Consider the following 18,016-nt stretch of genomic DNA (forward strand, 5'->3'; position numbering starts at 1 on the left):
ATGAAAGGAGCAGAAGGTGGTCATTTATTTAGATGTCATTTGGCTGTTAAACTTTTGTTTTGATCTATTGCTGCTCTTACTCACGGCATTTATTCTCAAACGACAAGTGAAAAAAAGGCGATATATGTTAGGAGCTCTCATTGGGTCGAGCATTGTTCTCTTGCTCTTTACGCCATTTGCAATGATTGTGTCGCACCCTTTAGGCAAACTGCTTTTTTCTGTCTTGATCGTGCTTGGAACCTTTGGCTTTCAAAGATTTCGTTCCTTTTTTCAAAACCTGTTTGCTTTTTACTTTGTCACATTTTTGATGGGAGGGGGCATGATCGGGGTTCATTCGTTTTTGCAGACAAATACAGTCATTCAAGATGGACTGCTTATTTCACAAAATGATGGATTTGGTGATCCCATTAGCTGGCTTTTTGTTCTCACTGGCTTTCCGGCCATTTGGCTGTTTTCAAAGAAACGATTAGGAGAGGTTGGTGCGAAAAAAAGACAATATGACGAACAAGTACTTGTGGAGATACACATTCAAGGAGAAACGATCCGCTTAAATGGTCTGGTCGATTCTGGAAATCAGTTGTATGATCCATTGACGAAAACACCTGTCATGATCGTCCAGCTCGATCAGCTCACATCTATTTTCGGAGAGCCATTTATAGAAAAAATGAAACAGTTTCATCCTGTTGAAGTGATGCAAAAGCTCGATGACCATTTTCCGCTGCTTGATCGTTTAAGACTCGTTCCGTATCGCGCAGTCGGTCATGATCACGGGTTTCTACTATGCTTTAAACCAGATACGGTCGTCCTTTATACAAAAACGCATATGATCCAGCCAGCGAAGTGTTTTGTTGGGATGAGTCTCAGTGGATTATCAGCAGATCAGGAATTTCAATCCATCATTCATCCAGAGATGTTAGACGGAAAAATGATACAAGGGGTGTCGTAGTTTTTTTGTGATGTCTTTTATCTTACGAAGTCAACTGGACATTTAGAAGGGAGAAGAAGATGAAAAAATTAAAATTTAAACTCACTTACTACTGGTATAAACTCCTCATGAAGCTAGGGCTAAAGAGTGATGAGATTTATTATATTGGTGGAAGTGAGGCACTGCCTCCGCCATTATCAAAGGATGAAGAACAAGAATTGCTCGTTAAATTACCTAAAGGTGATCAAACAGCAAGAGCCATTTTGATTGAAAGAAACTTGCGATTGGTCGTTTATATCGCAAGAAAATTTGAAAACACAGGCATTAATATTGAGGATTTGATTAGTATCGGAACGATAGGCCTCATAAAGGCAGTAAATACGTTTAATCCAGAAAAAAAGATCAAACTGGCCACATATGCGTCTAGATGTATTGAAAATGAGATTTTGATGTATTTGCGCCGAAATAATAAAATCCGTTCAGAAGTATCGTTTGATGAGCCGCTTAACATCGATTGGGACGGCAATGAATTGCTTTTATCAGATGTACTTGGGACAGATGATGATATTATCACCCGCGATATTGAAGCAAATGTCGATAAAAAATTACTGAAAAAAGCGTTAGAACAATTAAACGATCGTGAAAAACAGATCATGGAACTGAGATTCGGTTTAGTTGGCGGTGAAGAAAAGACACAAAAAGATGTTGCCGATATGCTTGGTATTTCTCAGTCCTATATTTCAAGGCTCGAAAAAAGAATTATTAAACGATTGCAAAAAGAATTTAATAAGATGGTCTAAAAAATTTTTTTGAAAGCTTTATCCCTGTACTGTCAAAGGGATCACCATTTTTTCACATATTTCTCGTCATAGACCGTGCATATTTTTCCATCCCACGGAGATACTGAACTTTGTACAACAGCTCCTGTAGGGAGGGAAAAAAGTGTCCAGAAATAAAGTGGAAATCTGCGGAGTCGACACCTCCAAACTGCCTGTTCTGAAAAACGACGAGATGAGAAAATTATTCAGACAGCTGCAAGATGAAGGTGACGATACAGCAAGAGAAAAGCTAGTCAATGGCAATTTGCGGTTGGTTTTAAGTGTGATTCAGCGTTTTAACAACAGAGGCGAGTATGTTGATGATCTCTTCCAAGTAGGCTGTATCGGATTAATGAAATCAATTGATAATTTTGATTTAAGCCACAATGTCAGATTTTCAACTTATGCGGTCCCTATGATCATAGGAGAAATCCGTCGATACTTGCGCGATAACAACCCTATCCGGGTGTCTCGTTCACTAAGAGATATTGCCTATAAGGCGCTTCAAGTCCGTGAGAGACTGATTAGTGAGACAAGCAAGGAACCAACGGCAGAAGACATTGCCAAAGTGTTAGAAGTCCCTCATGAGGAAATTGTTTTTGCCCTAGATGCCATTCAAGATCCTGTTTCTTTGTTTGAACCGATTTATAATGACGGAGGAGATCCGATTTATGTGATGGATCAAATTAGTGATGAACGGAACAAAGATACACAATGGGTAGAAGAATTGGCCTTAAAAGAGGGAATGCGCAGATTGAATGATCGAGAAAAAATGATTCTTCGTAAACGCTTTTTCCAAGGCAAAACACAAATGGAAGTGGCAGAAGAAATCGGCATTTCTCAAGCACAAGTATCAAGGCTTGAAAAAGCAGCAATCAAACAAATGAATAAAAATATTTTTTAAAGCCGCCGCTAATGTGCGGCTTTTTTCATTCTTTTTAGAGAACCCATCTGTAGTATTGACTCTGTTATTTTTTTCATTTAATCTGTTTTTAACAAATGTTATTTAAAATATCATTTGTGAGGGAATAGAGAAGCGGAAAGAAGGGTTATTATGACATTCCATGATGAAAGAAGGCTGCTCATTAAGGTTGCGCATATGTACTATGAAGAAGGCGCCACTCAATCTAAAATTGCAGAAGCTGTTGGGGTTAGCCGTTCGCTCATATCGAAATATTTGGCAAAAGCACGTGAAGCAGGAATCGTGGAAATCATTATTCATGATGAAGTGAATCAACAATATGGTTCGTTAGAAAGAAAAATAGAGCGAAAATACGGGCTGCGAGAAGTCGTGTGTGTGGAATCTCTCAGTCAAGAAACAACAAAAAGTCGAATAGGAGCTGCGGCTGCGGGCTTTTTATTAAAAGTCATGAAGGATGGACAAGTCATCGGTTTTTCATCAGGGACCACCTTGCATGAAATGGCGAAAGCGCTTACCTCTGTTCAGCATTTTCCGTCTGTAACATTTGTTCCGCTAGTCGGAGGCGTCGGAAATGAAGATGTTGATATTCATGCCAACTATATTATTGGAAGATGCTCAGAAGCACTCAAATCCAAATGTGAGTTTTTACATGTGCCTGTCATGCTTGATACGAAAGAAGCGAAAGATGTACTCATTAGACAGCCGTCGATCAAAAAAGTCATTGAATTAGGAGAATCATCAAATATCGCGGTCGTAGGAATAGGCGGGGTTCCGCAACATTCAACGATGGTGAAATCCTATATGACAAGTGGTGAGGAAGATATCCTGCAAGCGAAAGATGTCGCGGGTGACATTTGTTATAACTTTATTGATCATAAAGGTGAAGTGTATCCGCATCCGTGGAACGACCGGGTGATGGGGATCAGTCCTCTAAAACTGAAAGAGATCCCTCTTGTGATTGGTGTCGCTGGAGGAGAAGAAAAAATTGAAGCGATCAGGGCAGCGTTAGAAGGTGGATTAATTCATGTGTTAATTACAGATGAACAAACCGGAGATGCCCTATTAAAGTAACTACCTAAGCCGATTAGGTAGTTTTTTTGAGTCTTTAGACTCAAAAAGATTGAGAATTTTATCGATTTTATCTTGACACAAAGTTGACACATCATATAAACTAAGTTCATAACAAATGATAAATAAAATAACAAATGTTACAAGAAACAGATTTTTGTTAATTTTTATAACATTTGTTAAAAGTTTCAGATTATTTTTCTAGCAATCTATTGTGAAGCAAGAAAACCTGAAAGGATGATTTAGATGTCAATTTATCAACAATTGTTAGCACGAGAACGCAGCGGAGATCCAATCAAAGTTGGGATTATCGGGGCAGGCCAAATGGGGTTTGGACTCATTTCACAAATTTCTAAAATTCCAGGCATGATTGTTGCAGGTGTTTGTGATATTCATCTTAGTGCAGCTGAGAAAGCAGCGAATTTTTACAAGCAACATGCGAAACCACATCAAATGGTCGTCACAAATGATTACAGAGAAGTGATTCAATCAGATTCTGTGGAAGTCGTTGTGGATGCAACAGGTGTTCCAGAGGTCGGAGCAAACATTTCTTTGGAAGCGCTTAATTCAAAAAAACATCTCGTTCTTTTAAATGTAGAAGTCGATATTACGATCGGCTTGGTCATGCATAAATTATTCACGAATGCAGGACTTGTTTACTCTGGATCAGCTGGAGATGAACCAGCAGCAACGCTAGAACTATACGAATTTGCAAAAACAATGGGGCTTGAAGTATTGGTTGCTGGGAAAGGTAAGAACAACCCATTCTTCCCAGAAGCAAACCCAGATACGTGTAAAGCTGAAGCAGATAGTAAACATATGAGTGCCCACATGCTGGCAGCATTCCAAGACGGAACAAAAACGATGGCAGAAATGAACCTATTAAGTAATGCAACAGGACTTTTGCCTGATAAAGTCGGCATGCATGGAGTAGAAGCGAATTTAGAAAATGTAGCAGATAAATTAAATCAAAAACAGCAAGGCGGCGTACTGGATAACTTCGGAGTCGTTGAATATGTAAACGGACTGGCACCAGGTGTCTTTGTCATCGTCAAGAGTGATCTTGAGCCAGTAGATGAAGAACTTCGCTACTTAAAAGTTGGAAAAGGTCCTCACTACACACTGTATCGTCCTTTCCACTTAGCAAGTCTTGAAACACCAGTGACGATCGCAAAAGCAGTCTTACAACACGATTCTTCAATCCATCCAATTGGTGTACCAGTATCAGAAACTGTCGCTGTGGCGAAAAGAGATATTAAAGCAGGAGAAACACTTGATGGTATTGGCGGATACTCCGTAAGAGGTGTACTTGAAACACATCAAGACATGAAAGCGAACGGCCACATCCCAATTGGCTTAATCAGCGGAAAAGTGGTAGCGAAAAAAGATATCAAATTGGGGCAATTCCTATCTCATGATGATGTAGAACTCGATGCAAGCACAACGGTCTGGAAGCTGCGTTCATTACAAGATCACTTATTTCAATCATAAGGACGTGAGGCTATGGAAAAATTAGCAATCGTACTTTGCATTATTCTGATTGTGCAGTATGGTTTATCGTTTATTCAAATCAAGTACTACCGCAAGAGCATGGATTCACTGATTGACGACTATAAAGGGAAACAAGGCTATCACTTGTTTTCAGGAATGGAGCGGCGCAAATTTGGTCCTGGAGCCATTGCGCTCATCATTGTCGATGAATCATACATCATTCAAAAGTGTCATGTGCTGGGTGGCGTCTCGATTTTGTCTAAATTTAAGGAACTGCCTTCCTATGAAGGAAAACATGTGGGGGCTGTGCTTGATGAGCATCACATGATGAAACAAACATTGAAAAAGCGCAAAAGGGGACCAGCTGTCATGCAAGCACTCTCCATGGCAGCGGAGCAGGCGCTTGTCTCGATTTCTAAAAAAAATATAACAAATGTGAACTAAGAAAGGGGAGATGAAACATGGAATGGATTCAATGGTTTGGAGAGCACTTTATCGGGATGTTTGAAGCCGGCGGAAAGCAGTTCATGGGTCTTGTTACAGGTATCGTTCCAACGCTTGTTGTGTTACTTACTTTCACTTATGCTGTCATGAAGTTTATTGGAGAAGAGCGAGTGAATAGAGCGATTCAGTTTGCAGCGAAATATACCATTTTGCGCTATACGTTAATGCCGATCTTATCCGTTCTTATTTTGACAAACCCAATGGCTTATACGTTTGGCCGCTTCTTACCTGAAAAACAAAAACCAGCATTCTATGATTCAGCTGTTTCATTTGTTCATCCGGTGACATCACTGTTCCCGTATGCCAACGCAGGAGAACTGTTTGTCTACTTAGGAATTGCGAACGGGATTAAAGAAGCTGGATACTCTATGTCAGAGCTGGCTGTTCGTTACTTCTTAGTCGGGATCGTTGTCATTTTACTTCGCGGAATCATTACGGAATGGATCACAAAGTACTTAGCAGGAAAAATGAAAGCGAATTCACAATAGGGGAGGGTTAGACATGACAAACCACAAAGTATTTGTTGCAAAAGGTGCTGGCGGATGGGGAAAAGGATTAGAGCTTGAACCAACCGGTAAAAGAAGAAAGGTCGTTTCCATTACAGGAGGAGGCATTCACCCAGTTGCACGTAAAATTGCAGAAATGACAGGAACAGAAGCATGTGACGGCTTTAAAAATTCTATACCAGAAGATGAAATGATGTGTGTTGTCATTGACTGCGGAGGAACAGCGCGAATCGGACTTTATCCAATGAAACGCATTCCAACTGTCGATGTGCTGGCATCCTCTCCTTCTGGACCGCTTGCAAAACACATTACAGAGGATATCTTCGTATCAGGTGTCACAGAAAAAGATATTTCCTTTGCTGAAGCAACTGATAGTGAAGGGAATGTAGAAGGTCAAGAAAGCAGCGGCCCAATTGACAAAGAGAATTTCAAAGAAACCTATTCAAAACTGAAAGAGGAAAATATCGAGCGTCAAGAAAAAGGGAATTTCCTCATGAGATTCTCAAGAGGAATCGGAAAAGTAACCGGCACATTCTATCAAGCTGGTCGTGATTCTGTTGATATGCTCCTTAAAAACATTATTCCATTCATGGCCTTTGTCAGTATGTTAATTGGAATTATCAATTATACGAAAATCGGTGATCTGATTGCCCATTTCCTTTCACCTTTGGCAGGATCTTTATGGGGGCTCTTACTGCTCGTTGTTGTCTGTACCTTACCGTTCCTATCGCCTGTCTTAGGACCTGGGGCAGTCATCGCACAAGTCATCGGTGTACTGATTGGTAGTCAAATTGCACTAGGAAACATTCCGCCTCAATTTGCTCTTCCAGCACTGTTTGCGATCAACGGTCAAGTAGGGTGTGACTTTATCCCGGTGGGGCTATCACTTGGTGAAGCGAAGCCGGAAACGGTACAATATGGGGTACCAGCTGTTTTGTATAGCCGTCTCATTACAGGCGTTCTATCTGTTGTGATCGCATACGTTGCCAGCTTCGGTATGTATTAAACGTATTAAAGGAGGAATCGAGATACATGGTAACACAATCTGTCGTAAAAGAAATTGGGATCTTAGTCCCGCAGTTTAAAGAAGATAAGCTGATTGTTTTATTTGGACCAGCAGCGCCGCAGGAATTAAGAGATATGTCTGTCATTCATGAGTTTGAACACTTAGAAGAAGAGCCGCTGAAATTAGGGGGAACGATTCAAGTGGGCGACCAAACTTATACCATTACTGCTTTAGGCAATAAAGCAAATGACAACTTTAAGGAACTCGGCCATATTTCGATCTACTTCCAAGAGCCGTTTGATGATGTATTACCGGGAGCTGTCTTTGCATCCCCGCATACGTTTCCTGATATTAAAGAAGGCGTACGAATTGAAATTTCGTAACCATGGAAAAAAGCTGTTCCTTATAGGGAGCAGCTTTTTTGCGTTAGGTTTACTGATTGAAACATTTGCGATATGCTGTAGACGTTATTATTTGTATATTCAGAATTTTTATTCAGGAGGAAAAGATCGTGTCGCTTGACTTGAAGGATGTTTCTTTAAAACGAAATGGAAAATGGCTGCTTCGTTCTATTGACTGGCAGGTGAAAAACCAGGAACACTGGGTGCTTTATGGTTTAAATGGTGCTGGGAAAACGGCTTTATTAAATATGCTTTGCTCATATTATTTTCCAACGTCAGGTGAGATGACGGTGTTAGGCCATGTGTTTGGCAAGGAAGCGCTTGGTGAAAAACTAAGGAAGAAAATTGGTCTCATCTCTGCTGGTCTTGAAAAGAAGCTGCACAGAGATGACAATGCATTTGAAATTGTTTTGAGCGGGGCATTTGCTTCCATCGGACTTTATGAAACACCGACAGATGAGATAAGAGAGAAGGCGATTGATTTATTAAAAACATTTGGCTCATTTCAATATGCCAATCGCACGTATGAAACCCTGTCGCAAGGGGAGAAACAAAAAGTGCTCATCGCAAGAGCTTTAATGAATGATCCGAAGCTTCTAATCTTAGATGAACCTGTGACGGGTCTTGATTTTTTAGCAAGAGAACAAGTGCTGGAGACGATCTCATTGATTGCATCAAAACCAGATGCGCCCACATTGCTCTATACGACCCACCATGCAGAAGAGATTCTCCCGATTTTTCAGCACACTTTATTATTAAAAGAAGGTACTGTTTTTCATAAAGGGGAGACAAAGCAGATGATGACAAGTGACTTGCTTTCTTCCTTTTTTGAATGTCCAGTCGAAGTCATGTGGCAAAACGGCCGTCCTCACTTAAGTAAATTGTAGATAAGAGAAACTATTGGTCTGCTTCCCTGCTTTTCCATCATACATATTATAGTAGAAAACGAAAGGCGGGGAAGGACAGATGATCAGTATTTCTGAATTCCAAATCAAAGATGTCGTCGATGTGTCCAGCGGAAAAAAATTAGGTACTATTGGAGACATTGATATCAATGTCACGAGCGGTAAAATACAAGCGATTATCATTGGCGGTACAGGTAAAATGATGGGATTTTTCGGAAAAGAAGAGGAAATGATTGTCCCGTGGCGAAATATAGTAAAAATTGGCGAAGATGTGATACTTGTCCGTTTGTCTTCTTAATTTGTGTAAATTCCTCAACTAATAGATCAAATTTTCCTTAAAACAAGCTCTCCATTCTCAGCAATCAATGTCTTTTTCGGGTAAAAAGATTACGTTTTCATATCAATTTGAAAAAAAACCTGTAGAAAGGGCACATTTGAGTGTAATATTTAATGAATCCCACTAACTGTCTTAGCAGGTCTTGTGGTAAAATAGGAGCGATATAAAGAGAGATGAATGAAAGGTGGGAGGCAGCTTTGATAGACAAATATGACCCCTTTCAGCAGAAATCACCTTATGCAATGCTGATTCATGATTGGACGAACATGACATGTTCTGGAAAAGAGATATTGGCCGGTTTTACGACAAAAAATGGCGGCTTTAGTCTTTCTCCATATCAATCAATGAACACTGGACTCCATGTAGGAGATGATGCTTCTAGTGTCCAAATGAATCGTCAAGTCATTGCAGATGCTACTGCTGTGCCGCTCTCTAATTGGGTGTTTGCTGACCAAACACACGAGGATCGCATCATGAAAGTCACGAAGGAACAAAAGGGAAGAGGAAGTCTTCAGTATGATGAAGCGCTCTCTAGAACAGATGGTTTATACACCTCTGAACCAAACATCATGCTCGCTCTTTGTTTCGCTGACTGTGTTCCGCTTTATTTTCTAGCGCCGCAATCTGGGCTGATTGGAACGGCTCATGCCGGCTGGAAAGGAACCGTCAAACAAATTGGCGCCAACATGGTTGATGCATGGGTTCGCCAAGAAGGCGCTGATGCCGATCATATACAAGTCGTCATTGGACCATCCATTGGCAGCTGCTGCTACATAGTAGATGATGTTGTCATAGATCAAGTGAAACAGCTTCCTTTTTCAACAGAGGATGTGTATTCCGAGATGTCACAAGGACAATACAAAATTGACTTAAAAACACTAAACAAAAACGTATTACTTCATGCAGGATTAAAAGAAGAAAACATACATGTCAGTTCGATGTGCACAAGTTGCAATGAGCAGCATTTCTTCTCACACCGGCGTGATCAAGGGAAAACAGGACGTATGATGTCTTTTGTCGGGTTTAAGGAGGCATAAGTGCAATTGAATGTACGAGAGAATCTCAGACAAATAAATGAACAAATCAACGAAGCATGTAAAAGAGCAGGTAGACATCCAGACGATGTATCGGTTGTCGCTGTCACAAAATATGTCTCGATTGAACGAGCATTAGAAGCAAAGGATGCCGGAATTTTGCACTTTGGTGAAAATCGTGACCAAGGGTTACTTGAAAAACAGGCAGCCATAACCGATGAAAACATTAGCTGGCACTTCATCGGCAGTTTACAGACGCGAAAAGTGAAATCTGTCATTCAGACCATTGACTACTTACATTCGCTAGACAGAATGTCCCTTGCGAATGAAATTGAAAAAAGAGCGGATCACACGGTTCGCTGTTTTGTACAAGTGAATACATCACTGGAGGAGTCAAAACACGGCTTGCAAAGTGAGGACGTGATTCCATTTGTCAAGCAGCTCGCTGATTTCAAAAAGATTGAAATTGCTGGACTCATGACGATGGCTCCATTTACAGATGATCATACTGTGATACGAAACTGTTTTAAAACATTAAAAAGCCTTCAACAAGAGGTAAAACAACTGAACCAAGTAAATGCACCTTGTCAGCATTTATCGATGGGCATGTCAAACGATTTTGAAATCGCAATTGAAGAAGGTGCGACATTTGTTCGGATTGGCTCTTCACTTGTTGGAAATGAAACAGGAGGTGCGTGACATGAGCATAAAAAATAAGTTTAAAAGCTTCTTCACACTCGATGATGAAGAGTATGAGTACGAATATATTGATGAAGAAAGAGAACCAGCACAAGAAGAAAAAAACACAAAAGATAAAGCGGCATTTCAAGAGCGTCCTCAGGCAGGAAAACAAAATGTCGTCAGCTTGCAAAGCGTGCAAAAATCCTCTAAAGTGGTGTTAAGTGAGCCACGTGTTTATGCAGAGGCTCAAGAGATTGCAGATCATATTAAAAATCGGCGTGCAGTCGTCGTCAATTTGCAGCGCATTCAGCACGATCAAGCAAAGCGAATCATCGACTTCTTAAGCGGAACGGTTTATGCAATCGGTGGAGACATTCAGCGTATTGGCTCGAATATATTCCTCTGCACACCTGATAATGTGGATGTATCTGGCACAATATCAGAACTATTGACAGAGGAAGAACCTCAGAGGTGGTAAATCATAGTTATTCTAAATTTCATTTTTAATATTTTGGGTACGGTATTAACGATTTACTCATTCGCGATCATTATTTACATCTTTATGTCATGGGTGCCATCTGCAAGAGAAACATCGATTGGCCGCTTCTTGACAAACATTTGCGAACCGTATTTAGAACCATTCCGTAAAATTATTCCGCCAATTGGTATGATTGACATCTCGCCGATTGTGGCATTGCTTGTGATTCGTTTCGCATCATCGTATGGACTAACTGGTCTTTATAATATGATTGTACGATTCATGTAAACAGGCTGCCGGGCTTGGCATCTGCCAGGCTCTTTTACATAAAAGGGGAACAAAATGAGCGATATTTATCAACATTTTAGAAAAGACGAACAGCCATTTGTCGACCAAGTATTAGGCTGGAAAAACATCGCACTCGATCAATATCGAATGAAATTAACAGACTTTCTTGATCCGCGTGAGCAGTTCATTACCCAGTCCGTGATTCAGCATTCTGATGAACTGGGTCTCATGTTTTTTGGCGGGTATGAGGAAGCAGAGCGGAAAAGGGCTTTGATCTATCCTGACTATTTAGCACCGACCATACAGGATTTTGAACTGACTTTTTTTCAGGTGAACTATGCGAAAAAGTTTATTTCGATAGAACACCCCAACCTTCTCGGTTCGCTCATTGGGACAGGCCTGAAGCGTCAAAAATTCGGTGATTTGTTGTTTTCAGAGGACAACGTACAATTTATTTGTACAAGCGATGTTGCCGATTTTGTTCAGGCTCAGCTGACGCATGTCGGCAGAGCATCTGTTTCATTAGAGGAAATCAGCAAGGCAGATCTTCAGCCAGTCATCAGCAAAACCGATATCAAAGAAGATACGATTTCTTCACTGCGGCTTGACGCTGTATGTGCTGCTGTCAGCCGTCAGTCTCGGCAAAAAGCACAGCTTTTGGTCAAAAATGGTCTTGTCAAAGTAAACTGGAAAGTCACTGAAGACCCTTCCTTTACAATTGGTGAAGGTGATCAGCTCTCTGTCAGGGGATTTGGCCGCTTTAGCTTAAAAACAATTGATGGGAAGACGAAAAAAGATAAATTCAAAGTAACATTTGAGCTTCTGACATAACGAATTTGAATCTGGAGGTGGCAAGAGTGCCATTAACACCTAATGATATTCATAATAAAACATTCACAAAAAGTTTTCGCGGCTATGACGAAGATGAAGTAAATGAGTTTTTAAGCCAAGTACGTAAAGATTACGAGATCGTACTTCGCAAAAAGAACGAGCTTGAAGACAAAGTCAACGAGCTTGATGAAAGACTAGGCCATTTTGCAACAATTGAAGAAACATTAAACAAATCCATTCTTGTGGCGCAAGAAGCAGCAGAAGACGTGAAGCGTCATTCTGATAAAGAAGCGAAATTGATCATTCGTGAAGCTGAGAAAAATGCAGACCGTATTATCAACGAAGCGTTATCAAAATCAAGAAAGATTGCAATGGAAATCGAAGAGCTCAAGAAACAGTCGAAAGTCTTTAGAACTCGTTTCCAAATGCTCATCGAAGCTCAGCTTGATCTTCTGAAAAATGATGATTGGGATCATTTGCTGGAATATGAAGTTGACGCTGTCTTTGACGAAAAAGAATAAGCGCATCACCTTGACATGACGTGCTCATGTTGCATATAATACCATCATAAATTAACAAGAGATAAACGTTTGAAAGGGACACTCGCAGCGGTTACATGCGTAATAAAGCGAATCAGGGACGGTGGAAGCCTGACATTACGAAACGCTGCAATGAGATCACCCCTTTAGTTCCTTTTCTGAAATGAATGAGTAAGAAAAGGCGTCAGATCACGTTACGATTTTAGAGTGGATAAGCGGCAATTTCAAAGCGCTTGTCTAAAAGGGTGGTACCGCGAGACAAGCCTTCTCGTCCCTTATGGGATGAGAGGGCTTTTTTTATTGTTTTTTAATACGAATTTGCATGTGGAGGAATAGGTATGAACTACAAAGACACCTTATTAATGCCAAAAACAGAATTCCCGATGAGAGGGAACTTGCCGAACAAAGAGCCTGAAATCCAAGAGGAGTGGGCAGAAAAAGACATCTATCAAATGGTTTTAGAGCGGACAAAAGGACGCCCAACCTTTATTTTGCATGATGGACCTCCATATGCGAATGGTGACATTCATATGGGGCACGCACTCAATAAAATCCTCAAAGATTTTATTGTCCGTTTTAAATCAATGAATGGATTCCATGCACCGTACGTACCGGGCTGGGATACACATGGCTTACCGATTGAAACAGCCCTTACGAAAAATAAAAAAGTCAAACGCAAAGAAATGTCGACAGCAGAATTCCGTAAACTATGTGAGGAGTATGCTTGGAAACAAATCGAAGGTCAGCGCAATCAGTTTAAACGTTTGGGCGTAAGAGCAGACTGGGATAATCCATATGTGACATTGAAGCCTGAATACGAAGCGCAGCAAATTCTTGTCTTTGGTGAAATGGCGAAAAGAGGCTATATTTACAAAGGTCTTAAGCCTGTTAACTGGTCTCCTTCAAGTGAATCAGCACTTGCTGAAGCAGAAATTGAATACAAGGACAAACGTTCACCATCGATTTACGTATCATTTAAAGTGAAAGATGGCAAAGGCGTACTTGAAAACGGCGAGCAGTTCATCATCTGGACAACAACACCTTGGACACTTCCTGCAAACCTTGGCATTTGTGTTCATCCAAACCTAGAGTACAGCGTGCTTCAAGTGGGTGCTGAGCGATATGTCATCGCATCTGAGCTAGTTGAACAAGTGGCAAAAACACTTGGATTTGAAGAGTACGAAGTTGTGAAAACCTTAAAAGGTAAAGAATTAGATAAGGTCGTTGCAGCACATCCAATTTACGATAGAGATTCTCTAGTGATGCTTGGCGATCACGTCACAACAGATGCAGGAACAGGCTGTGTTCACACAGCGCCAGGTCACGGGGAAGATGACTTTATCGTAAGTATGAAGTACGGTCTTGATGTGTTATGTCCAGTAGATGAAAAAGGTGTGATGACAGAAGAAGCACCTGGTTTTGAAGGACTATTCTACGAGGATGCCAATAAAGCCATCACAGAACAGCTTGAAGCAAAAGGCGCATTGAAAAAGCTCGACTTTATCACGCACTCTTATCCGCATGACTGGAGAACGAAAAAACCAACGATTTATCGTGCAACCGCTCAGTGGTTTGCTTCGATTAAAGACTTCAGAGAAGCGCTACTAGATAATATTAAAGAAACGAAATGGGTTCCAGCTTGGGGCGAAACGCGCCTGTTCAATATGGTGCGTGACAGAGGTGACTGGTGCATTTCAAGACAGCGTGTATGGGGCGTTCCAATCCCAGTCTTCTATGCTGAAAATGGTGAGCCAATCATCACAGATGAAACGATTCAGCACGTCTCTCAATTATTTAGAGAACATGGCTCGAATATTTGGTTTGAAAAAGAAGCAAAAGAATTATTGCCTGAAGGCTTTACACATCCAGGCAGCCCGAACGGTGAATTTACAAAAGAGCAAGATATCATGGATGTATGGTTTGATTCTGGTTCTTCTCACCAAGCGGTATTAGAAGAACGAGATGACCTGGTTCGTCCGGCAGACCTTTACCTTGAAGGTTCTGATCAATATCGCGGCTGGTTTAACTCATCTTTATCTACAGCAGTTGCAGTCACTGGAAAAGCGCCATATAAAGGTGTTCTCAGCCATGGCTTTACGCTTGATAAAGAAGGACGCAAGATGAGTAAATCATTAGGCAATACGATTGATCCGACGAAAGTAGCGAAGCAGCTTGGTGCGGAGATTCTTAGACTTTGGGTATCTTCTGTCAACTATCAAGCCGATCATCCAGTGTCTGACGACATTTTAAAACAAGTCGCAGAAGTTTATCGTAAAATCCGTAACACGTTCCGCTTCTTGCATGGTAACCTGTTTGACTTTGATCCAGCAGTCAATGCAGTACCAGTCGAAGAGCTTCGCGAAGTGGATCAATATATCTTAATCAAATTAAACAAATTGATTGATAAAGTGAAAAAAGCTTATGATGATTACGAATTTGCGGTTGTCTATCATGCCATCCACAATTTCTGTACGATTGAGCTTAGCTCTTTCTATCTCGATTTTGCAAAAGATGTGGTATACATTGAGCATGCGGATCATCCAGACCGCCGCAGCATGCAGACGGTCTTCTATGAAACATTAATGGCGTTAGTGAAGTTGACAGCACCAATTCTTCCGCATACAGCAGATGAACTATGGAGCCACTTAAGCTTTGTTGAAGAGCCAAGTGTTCAGTTAACAGATATGCCAGAAGGTGTAGCTGTTCCTCAAGCAGAAGCGACAGAAGTGAAGTTTGACCGCTTTATGGAAGTACGTGACGATGTGCTAAAAGCGCTGGAAATTGCGCGTAATGAGAAAGTCATCGGACGTTCACTTGAAGCGAGTGTGACCCTTTATGCAACAGAGGAAGTGAAAAACCTTCTTGCATCCATTAAAGAAGATGTGAAGCAGCTCTTTATCATTTCTGAGTTAACAGTAGAAGATGAGAAGCATGCAGACGCATCAGCGCCTGAATACACATCAGGACGTATTGTTGTTCAAAAAGCAGAAGGCGAACTGTGCGAACGCTCCCGCATTATTTCAAAAGATGTTGGCGCAAATCCAAAATACCCAACATTGTCGCTCAAAAATGCTGAAATCGTGGAGAAATATTACCAGAATTAACAGCGTGATATCACCAACTAGCGCCCCGCATATAGCGGGGCGTTTTTGATATAGAGAAAATGACAGCGTTTAGAACGAAAGGAAAAATCTTATGGCTTTAAAGTGAACAGGCGGGGCAACAATATGATTATCACGACAGGGCAGGAGTTGAAACAGCGACATGAATGGCGATCTAGAGACGATTTACATGGAACTCCTTCAAATGAGAGAAGAACTGCAATCGAAACTGTTTGAATATGCATCATTGCGTTCACCCGCTGAACATGTCACGTTCGATCAAGCAAAAACGACCACGCTTCTTTATCACATCAAAGAAGAACTGCAAGATGTTTCGCTCGCGATTGCAAAAATTGAACAAGGAACTTATGGCATATGCGAGGCGACAGGGCATACAATGCCTATTGAACAAATGAGTATTCTTCCGACTGCTCGTACGACTGACGACTTTTTATATCATAAGCAATACGAGAAAAAAGCATTCACCCCTTATCCTTATGAATCAAACGATTCTCATTTTGAAGCCTTCCACATGTAGGGAGGTTTTTGTCTGTCAACTAAAGTTTCTTTACTCCATCCTGTTTTCTTGATAAAATGCATAAAGACCAAAGTATGAAGATGGAGGAACGTGTGTGTTCTATTACATAATCGCATTCGTGATAATTTGTTTAGATCAATTAACAAAATGGCTCATTGTCAAACATATGATGCTCGGTGATTCTATTCCTGTGATTGATGGCTTCTTTTACATCACATCCCACCGAAATTCAGGAGCCGCATGGGGGATTCTCCAAGGACAAATGTGGTTTTTCTATGCGATCACACTCGTTGTTATTGCAGGAATTGTTTATTATTTGCAAAAACATGGACAAAAGGACAAGCTACTTGGCGTAGCGCTTGCCTTAATGCTTGGCGGAGCGATTGGAAACTTTATTGACCGTATTTTCCGTCAAGAAGTGGTTGATTTTGCTCATTTCGTATTTGGGGATTATCATTATCCAATCTTTAATATCGCAGATTCCTCTCTATGTGTGGGGGTCATTCTGCTCTTTATTCAAATGCTGTTAGATGGAAAGAAAAATAAGGAGTCAACTACATGAATCAAGTAAACATTGCCGTTTCAGAAGAACAAACGAGTGAACGGCTTGATAAATTTTTAAGCACAACTGAACCAGAATGGTCAAGAACCCAAGTCCAGCAGTGGGTGAAAGATGGGCTCATCGAAGTAAATGGAAAACAAGTGAAGGCCAATTATAAAGTACAAGCTGGAGATCAAATCAAAGTAGAAATTCCAGATCCAGAAGCACTAGATGTAGAAGCGGAATCAATGGATCTTGATATTTATTATGAGGATGAAGATGTACTAGTGGTCAATAAACCAAGAGGAATGGTCGTTCATCCAGCACCAGGACATGTGACAGGTACTCTTGTCAATGGCCTCATGGCTCATTGCAATGATTTGTCAGGCATTAATGGTGTGATGAGACCAGGAATTGTCCACCGGATTGATAAAGATACGTCAGGGCTTTTAATGGTCGCAAAAAATGATATGGCGCATGAATCACTTGTCAATCAGCTGGTGGCGAAAACGGTCACTAGAAAATACACAGCCGTTGTTCATGGCATCATTCAGCATGATACTGGAACGATTGATGCACCAATTGGTCGAGACAAAAAAGATCGCCAAAGCATGACGGTCACAAAAGAAAATGCAAAGCAGGCGGTCACTCATTTTGATGTGATGGAGCGCTTTAAAGACTTTACCGTTGTAGAATGCCGCCTTGAAACAGGAAGAACCCACCAAATTCGTGTTCATATGAAATACATTGGCTATCCGCTTGCAGGAGATCCAAAATATGGCCCGAGAAAAACTGTTGATTTCAATGGACAACTGCTGCATGCAGGCGTGTTAGGATTTGATCACCCTAGAACAGGAGAATATATGGAGTTTACAGCTCCAATTCCAGCTGATATGCAAGCTTTTATCGATTCATTAAGAAATAACGATTGACAGGCCGTTCTTTTTTTGAAATAATAAACGAAGAAATTGAGATTCTTTAAAACAGTCCAGAGAGGCTGAGAAGGATAACGGATCAATTTGTGCACGAGTATGCACAAATGAGCGCCCCTCTCTGCCCTTTGCAGAAGGGGCTTTTTATTTGTCAAAAAGAGGTGTAAAAG

21 protein-coding genes and 1 other annotated feature are annotated in these 18,016 nt (G+C 40.9%); all 21 genes read left to right on the forward strand.

What is annotated here, in order from left to right; genetic code table 11:
• The first annotated feature begins 16 nt into the window (after nt 1–16).
• The 21 genes from spoIIGA (at nt 17) to ASG46_RS12090 (ending at nt 17,846) form a co-directional block, all read left to right on the forward strand.
• Nucleotides 17–946, forward strand: coding sequence for a sigma-E processing peptidase SpoIIGA (gene spoIIGA, locus ASG46_RS11990; protein ID WP_017367198.1), 930 nt, complete (start codon nt 17–19; stop codon nt 944–946).
• Between the two features lie 59 nt (nt 947–1,005).
• Nucleotides 1,006–1,725, forward strand: a complete 720-nt coding sequence (sigE, locus tag ASG46_RS11995; protein ID WP_007499746.1) for an RNA polymerase sporulation sigma factor SigE — start codon at nt 1,006–1,008, stop codon at nt 1,723–1,725.
• A 142-nt stretch (nt 1,726–1,867) separates the two neighbouring features.
• Entirely contained in the window at nt 1,868–2,647 is a 780-nt protein-coding gene (sigG, locus tag ASG46_RS12000) for an RNA polymerase sporulation sigma factor SigG (RefSeq protein ID WP_003211879.1), read from the forward strand.
• 150 nt (nt 2,648–2,797) lie between these two features.
• Nucleotides 2,798–3,736, forward strand: a complete 939-nt coding sequence (locus ASG46_RS12005; protein WP_024720314.1) for a sugar-binding transcriptional regulator — start codon at nt 2,798–2,800, stop codon at nt 3,734–3,736.
• A 243-nt stretch (nt 3,737–3,979) separates the two neighbouring features.
• Nucleotides 3,980–5,224 carry an NAD(P)H-dependent oxidoreductase gene (locus tag ASG46_RS12010; RefSeq protein WP_007499740.1) on the forward strand — a complete coding sequence of 415 codons (1,245 nt, stop codon included), beginning with the start codon at nt 3,980–3,982 and terminating at the stop codon, nt 5,222–5,224.
• 12 nt (nt 5,225–5,236) lie between these two features.
• Nucleotides 5,237–5,668 carry a transcriptional regulator GutM gene (locus ASG46_RS12015; RefSeq protein WP_008354650.1) on the forward strand — a complete coding sequence of 144 codons (432 nt, stop codon included), beginning with the start codon at nt 5,237–5,239 and terminating at the stop codon, nt 5,666–5,668.
• Nucleotides 5,669–5,685: 17 nt separating this feature from the next.
• Nucleotides 5,686–6,216: a PTS glucitol/sorbitol transporter subunit IIC gene (gene srlA, locus ASG46_RS12020; protein ID WP_003210918.1), complete on the forward strand. Its 531-nt coding sequence runs from the start codon at nt 5,686–5,688 to the stop codon at nt 6,214–6,216.
• A gap of 13 nt (nt 6,217–6,229) precedes the next feature.
• Complete coding sequence (gene srlE, locus ASG46_RS12025) at nt 6,230–7,240, forward strand: PTS glucitol/sorbitol transporter subunit IIB (RefSeq protein ID WP_017359358.1); 1,011 nt, start codon at nt 6,230–6,232, stop codon at nt 7,238–7,240.
• A gap of 26 nt (nt 7,241–7,266) precedes the next feature.
• Complete coding sequence (locus ASG46_RS12030) at nt 7,267–7,623, forward strand: PTS glucitol/sorbitol transporter subunit IIA (protein WP_007499733.1); 357 nt, start codon at nt 7,267–7,269, stop codon at nt 7,621–7,623.
• Nucleotides 7,624–7,751: 128 nt separating this feature from the next.
• The gene (locus tag ASG46_RS12035; protein ID WP_019743283.1) at nt 7,752–8,528 is read left to right on the forward strand and encodes an ABC transporter ATP-binding protein; all 777 of its coding nucleotides are present in this window, start codon (nt 7,752–7,754) and stop codon (nt 8,526–8,528) included.
• Between the two features lie 79 nt (nt 8,529–8,607).
• Nucleotides 8,608–8,844 carry a YlmC/YmxH family sporulation protein gene (locus tag ASG46_RS12040; protein WP_008344958.1) on the forward strand — a complete coding sequence of 79 codons (237 nt, stop codon included), beginning with the start codon at nt 8,608–8,610 and terminating at the stop codon, nt 8,842–8,844.
• A gap of 212 nt (nt 8,845–9,056) precedes the next feature.
• A complete protein-coding gene (gene pgeF / locus ASG46_RS12045) occupies nt 9,057–9,920 on the forward strand; it encodes a peptidoglycan editing factor PgeF (RefSeq protein WP_035700679.1) in 864 nt (287 codons plus the stop codon).
• Between the two features lie 6 nt (nt 9,921–9,926).
• Nucleotides 9,927–10,616 carry a YggS family pyridoxal phosphate-dependent enzyme gene (locus ASG46_RS12050; protein ID WP_024720318.1) on the forward strand — a complete coding sequence of 230 codons (690 nt, stop codon included), beginning with the start codon at nt 9,927–9,929 and terminating at the stop codon, nt 10,614–10,616.
• A gap of 1 nt (nt 10,617) precedes the next feature.
• Entirely contained in the window at nt 10,618–11,076 is a 459-nt protein-coding gene (gene sepF, locus ASG46_RS12055) for a cell division protein SepF (protein WP_017359354.1), read from the forward strand.
• Between the two features lie 9 nt (nt 11,077–11,085).
• Nucleotides 11,086–11,364, forward strand: a complete 279-nt coding sequence (locus ASG46_RS12060; RefSeq protein WP_373422526.1) for a YggT family protein — start codon at nt 11,086–11,088, stop codon at nt 11,362–11,364.
• 54 nt (nt 11,365–11,418) lie between these two features.
• Nucleotides 11,419–12,195 carry a YlmH family RNA-binding protein gene (locus ASG46_RS12065; RefSeq protein ID WP_047946974.1) on the forward strand — a complete coding sequence of 259 codons (777 nt, stop codon included), beginning with the start codon at nt 11,419–11,421 and terminating at the stop codon, nt 12,193–12,195.
• A gap of 26 nt (nt 12,196–12,221) precedes the next feature.
• Nucleotides 12,222–12,716: a DivIVA domain-containing protein gene (locus ASG46_RS12070; protein WP_008344947.1), complete on the forward strand. Its 495-nt coding sequence runs from the start codon at nt 12,222–12,224 to the stop codon at nt 12,714–12,716.
• Nucleotides 12,717–12,775: 59 nt separating this feature from the next.
• Nucleotides 12,776–13,013 (forward strand) — a binding site (T-box leader).
• A gap of 59 nt (nt 13,014–13,072) precedes the next feature.
• On the forward strand, nt 13,073–15,838 hold the full coding sequence (gene ileS / locus ASG46_RS12075) for an isoleucine--tRNA ligase (protein WP_008344945.1): 2,766 nt from the start codon (nt 13,073–13,075) through the stop codon (nt 15,836–15,838).
• A gap of 160 nt (nt 15,839–15,998) precedes the next feature.
• Complete coding sequence (locus tag ASG46_RS12080) at nt 15,999–16,373, forward strand: TraR/DksA family transcriptional regulator (protein WP_008344944.1); 375 nt, start codon at nt 15,999–16,001, stop codon at nt 16,371–16,373.
• 94 nt (nt 16,374–16,467) lie between these two features.
• Nucleotides 16,468–16,935: a signal peptidase II gene (gene lspA, locus ASG46_RS12085; RefSeq protein WP_048002847.1), complete on the forward strand. Its 468-nt coding sequence runs from the start codon at nt 16,468–16,470 to the stop codon at nt 16,933–16,935.
• Nucleotides 16,932–17,846 carry an RluA family pseudouridine synthase gene (locus tag ASG46_RS12090; protein WP_024720321.1) on the forward strand — a complete coding sequence of 305 codons (915 nt, stop codon included), beginning with the start codon at nt 16,932–16,934 and terminating at the stop codon, nt 17,844–17,846. The genes lspA and ASG46_RS12090 overlap by 4 nt, the downstream gene beginning before the upstream one ends.
• Nucleotides 17,847–18,016 lie beyond the last annotated feature (170 nt).

Origin of the sequence: Bacillus sp. Leaf49 (assembly GCF_001426125.1) — a bacterium.
In the GTDB taxonomy this organism is placed as follows: domain Bacteria; phylum Bacillota; class Bacilli; order Bacillales; family Bacillaceae; genus Bacillus; species Bacillus altitudinis.